Here is a 3,929-nt window from a genome sequence, read left to right on the forward strand (position 1 = left end):
CGCTCGGAGAGATCGGGTCGGAACCCACTGCCGGTAGTTAGCCGGTATTCCCCTGCAGGGAAGCCGCGCCGTTCACGGCGCGGAGGATGTCACAGCACGGTGGCAGTCGATTGTTGCGTCCCACAACGTGACACCTGCCTCTCTGCATCGGCCACCGCACTCCCCTCTGCGGTGCCGTGATATTGGCCATTTTTCGCGAGAGATGTCCGGGGACCGAGTGCGAACAGCTCGTACAGCCGAGGTTGTGCAAAGCGGTTGGAGTACACACAGACACACCGGGTTTCGAATGAAACTACAGCCAAAAATTAATAGTAATAGCGTATAGAAATGTGACTGTCGCGTCACTGTCGCGCGACGCCCCACCAAATCAAATTGGATGTCTCGGCACCAGCCCCCTTGGTGCCGTACCTCCGTTTCTCGCGAGACACCCACACACAACCAGTCGCTTAGTCGTCGGCCGAGACGAACGTCATTGTAAGGTCGACTGGCGTGTGCGGGTACTCGTCGAACGCACCGTGGATCTCGTGCTCGAGTGGCGGGCGTTCAACTTCCCCGCTATCGGGTGCGATATCCTCGAGCCCGAACTTCGTGTGGCCGTGAGAATGTCGTGGGCGTCACCCTCGAGACCGATCGATTCGGCCACTATTCCTACTCCTCGCGATCGACGTCGAACTGGTTGGCTTGCCATTCGAGACGATCGGTGAGCAGCTGTGTGCCGCGTGTGGTCAGCTCGTAACTGTTGGTTCGGCGGTCAATCGATCCTTTCTCGACAAGTCCCATCTCGACTAACGTATTAAGATTTGGGTACAGCCGTCCATGGTTGATTTCTTTGGCGTAGTACTCGGCGATCTCATCTTTGATTCCCAGCCCCTTTTCCGGGCCAACATCGGCGATTATGAACAGCAAATCACGCTGGAATGCAGTCAGTTCCGAGGCGTTCTGTGGCGCACTTCTATCAGTTGTTGCCATATTTCAGATATCAGTTGTTGCCATATTTCAGATTTTCGTCTATTCAGACATAAACCTTCTCCCAACAGGTGCTTTTCTCGTTTATGAAGACCGAAATACAGATCAACTACTCGTAGATCAGAAAGAAAAGCACCACCAATTATCGCCAATTCTCGAGGCCCAGTGTTACGTCGGTCTCGATCGTCACCCACGAAGCGAGTTCGTCGCTATCTGTGTCGTGGGGGACAACTCCCAGTTCATCGGGTCGGTCGTCGTATGCGACCACGACGTGCTCGAGGCGTTCTTCGAGGCAAGCCCGTGGACAGTCGAATCCGACGGCGATTTCGAAGCGATCCCAGACGATGAGTTCGACGAGTACGTAGACCAGCACACGCGGTTCAGCGGCTTCGAGGCGATGCAAAAGAAGGCACTCGAAGAGTGGACGGCAAACCAAACCGGATTGTAGAGACAGCAAATAAGCCTGATTTTCTACGCCGAACCCCCAGCGAACGACTCGAGCCCGACCTGATACTCGAGTTCGTCAGCTCGGCGACGCTCGTAGGCGGCCTTCGCTTCGGCTTCCACGTCGATCGCCAGGACATCGGCGTCCGAGCCGTACTCGCATTCGGCGGCGACCGCGACCGGCGCTGCCGGCACACGTCCGCGCTCGCTATGGAGGGACGGCATGACCAGCGCGCTCATGGGTCCCGAAGGTGTGATCGAAGCCGAGTGCGAGTGCGGATGGACCTACGACCGCTCGCTCGAGGCCGACGACGAGCTGACCGTCGACGACAATCGGGAGATCACCGAACGTGTCGTGCGCTCATATCGCTACAAGTGCAACGCGACCGGCGAGGACTGGGGTGAGACGGCAGACGGCAGGTTGTCGATGCCGAGGAGTGGATAGCGACTAGCGATTTCCGACAGTATTTTCGCTCGAAGTTGCGAATCGACAGCCTGCGGCGTGCTCGAGGCCACGCCGCGTTTCTGCGTTCGGACAGGCGAAGTGATCTGTCAGTGCGGCGACTAACCAGCGGTTACTCCGGCCATGGCCCTGATTAGACGGTACACCATCGCTGCCGGGCAAATTGGGCGCTCGAGGACAGTCGGCAGTCAGACCCCCGCCACGCTTATCCCGGGTCCAAGGCGTTCGACAATCGCCATGAAAGCACTCGCCTATGGAATTGTGATTGGGTTCGGCAGCGTAGTGGTGGAAATGGGCGTTCGAGCGCTCCGACAGTGGCTCGAGCGCCGTCGCGGTGGTTAACGGTGGTATGGTGGGTATCGACTGGTAGCGCGACCGGCCAGCGAGCCGGTTTTCTACAGGCTGAGTAGGGCGAGTGCCTCGGGGCTTGTCTCCGAGGTACTTCACCAACCTTCCCCGAGATCACACGTCGACAGAGGCCACTTTCCGAATATGCAGCCGTCTTGGAAGGCGTCAACAACGTCGGGCCGGCCACGTCGAAGGCGATCGCCCGCGAGTACGAGACACTCGAGGGGTTGCGTGCGAGCGACCGGGAGCGACTGGAAGGTGTCTACGGTGTTGGCCTATTGATATTGGTTCGTCTATTATCGAGAAGGCGAGGCCCCGTTCAATTCTGGTCTGTAAGTAGACTTACCTACAGCTGTTTCACCAAATCGCGACTCGAACAAACCATCGGAGAAGCTATTGTAGCTCTTCGACGAGCGCAGTCACCGCCTCGTCAACAAGATCACTGTCAAAGCGACCCTGCCAGAAGTCGATGTCCTCGTGATATATCGATTGGACGCTCCACGGGACGATCCGACTCTCATCCGGTATCCCACCACGAAGCCAACGCTCTTCAGGGATGTCGATGAGGCCGTCCATCCAGGATTTCGACGTCAACGTGAGCGCGATATACTGGTCGCCGTGGAACGGACGGCCTTCGTGGTTCGAGAGGATCAGCCAGGGCCGAGCGTCTTCCTCGCCTTTGAAGGGATCGTCACCGTAGACGACGTCGCCCCGCTCGAAAATCGGTGTCTCTTCGTCGGTCACTGTTCGTCCTCGACGCTTGGGTGGGGTTCCTGCGGTGCGTGCTCGCGCCACGCTTCCTTGTCCTCTGTACCGAGTTGGTCGTTGAACAGAGCCGTTGCTCGTTCGTACCCGCTGTATCCGTCGAGGCGCTCAGCGTCGTCAGTCACCGCCCAGTACGTCGCCTTGTGTTCGACCAGACCACGGTCCTTCAACCGTGAGAGCGCGGTGCTGACTGCGCCCTCATCGACGCCGATCTGGGAGGCGATTTCGCGAGCCTTGAACGCCCGATCCTGGTTGGCGGCGAGGAATCCGAGGACTTGATCAGGCACGGAGAGTTCTTCGAGCTCGTCTTCGCTCGTGTTCTCGAAGGTGTCTCGGTCGATGGACATCGTTGAATGAGGGTACGTCATCCGCTGCAAAGAGTGTTAGGAGTGAAAGCTACGAAAACAGCGAAGGAGAAATCACTATTGACCACGAAGCGGTTCGAGAACAGTATGCATTGAGACGGCTAGCTGGGGTGTTAGAACGGCCCACACACCTACTGTGCGGGCATCCTAATTCGATAAGTGCAGGTGATGTACTTACTATCATTCCGCCAGTGAATAGCTCGAAATGATCGCTCTATTCATCAAAGCCAGTTTACCATCTGCTCGAGAGGAATCAACAGCCTGAGCAGACTTCTATGACACCCCTTTCATCCAGCAAGACGGCGGCGGACTCGAGGACGACGGCACCGCGGTTGAATCGACAGTCGACGAAAGGCACTTTTTAACGGCTCGCCTTGTCTTGAATGTAGTATGGATGCACTCCTGCTTATAGCAGTACACATGGCGAGGTGGCCATCATGAGCAGTTCCACGGCCGAAGCCGAACTCAACGAGGACGAGCGAGCGGGTCTCGAGCTCATCCGCGAGTCCGGCGGCATCCACCAGAGCGATTTCTGGAAGGAACTGGAATTCTCCTCGCGCAAGGGCAGCCGGATCGTC

7 protein-coding genes and 1 pseudogene are annotated in these 3,929 nt (G+C 57.6%); 3 read left to right on the forward strand and 5 right to left on the reverse strand.

All coding sequences use genetic code 11. The features are described 5' to 3' along the window. Positions 1–648: 648 nt before the first annotated feature. From C476_RS17600 to C476_RS17605, 3 genes are all read right to left on the reverse strand, one after another. Positions 649–969 carry a helix-turn-helix transcriptional regulator gene (locus tag C476_RS17600; RefSeq protein ID WP_008015519.1) on the reverse strand — a complete coding sequence of 107 codons (321 nt, stop codon included), beginning with the start codon at positions 967–969 and terminating at the stop codon, positions 649–651. Between the two features lie 139 nt (positions 970–1,108). Further along, entirely contained in the window at positions 1,109–1,339 is a 231-nt protein-coding gene (locus C476_RS18625) for a DUF7511 domain-containing protein (RefSeq protein WP_152418266.1), read from the reverse strand. Positions 1,340–1,437: 98 nt separating this feature from the next. Then, complete coding sequence (locus tag C476_RS17605) at positions 1,438–1,635, reverse strand: hypothetical protein (protein ID WP_152418267.1); 198 nt, start codon at positions 1,633–1,635, stop codon at positions 1,438–1,440. Between C476_RS17605 and C476_RS17610 the strand changes: the two genes are divergently transcribed. Further along, positions 1,634–1,855 (forward strand): hypothetical protein, encoded by a 222-nt coding sequence (locus C476_RS17610; protein ID WP_008015524.1) that lies wholly within the window; start codon positions 1,634–1,636, stop codon positions 1,853–1,855. The two genes, C476_RS17605 and C476_RS17610, sit on opposite strands and share 2 nt — an antisense overlap. Before the next feature lie 521 nt (positions 1,856–2,376). Further along, positions 2,377–2,487, forward strand: a pseudogene (locus tag C476_RS19735) (helix-hairpin-helix domain-containing protein); the annotation flags it as partial. Between the two features lie 127 nt (positions 2,488–2,614). On the opposite strand, the gene C476_RS17615 reads toward C476_RS19735, so the two are convergent. Continuing rightward, positions 2,615–2,965 (reverse strand): type II toxin-antitoxin system PemK/MazF family toxin, encoded by a 351-nt coding sequence (locus tag C476_RS17615; RefSeq protein WP_008015527.1) that lies wholly within the window; start codon positions 2,963–2,965, stop codon positions 2,615–2,617. After that, entirely contained in the window at positions 2,962–3,333 is a 372-nt protein-coding gene (locus C476_RS17620; RefSeq protein WP_008015529.1) for a MarR family transcriptional regulator, read from the reverse strand. Before C476_RS17620 ends, C476_RS17615 begins: the two co-directional genes overlap by 4 nt. A gap of 455 nt (positions 3,334–3,788) precedes the next feature. Here C476_RS17620 and C476_RS17625 point away from each other — a divergent pair. After that, positions 3,789–3,929, forward strand: a 141-nt coding sequence (locus C476_RS17625) for a helix-turn-helix transcriptional regulator (protein ID WP_008015531.1), incomplete at its 3' end; no start/stop codon positions are given.

The sequence above is a fragment of the Natrinema limicola JCM 13563 genome (assembly GCF_000337475.1).
In the GTDB taxonomy this organism is placed as follows: Archaea; Halobacteriota; Halobacteria; order Halobacteriales; family Natrialbaceae; genus Natrinema; species Natrinema limicola.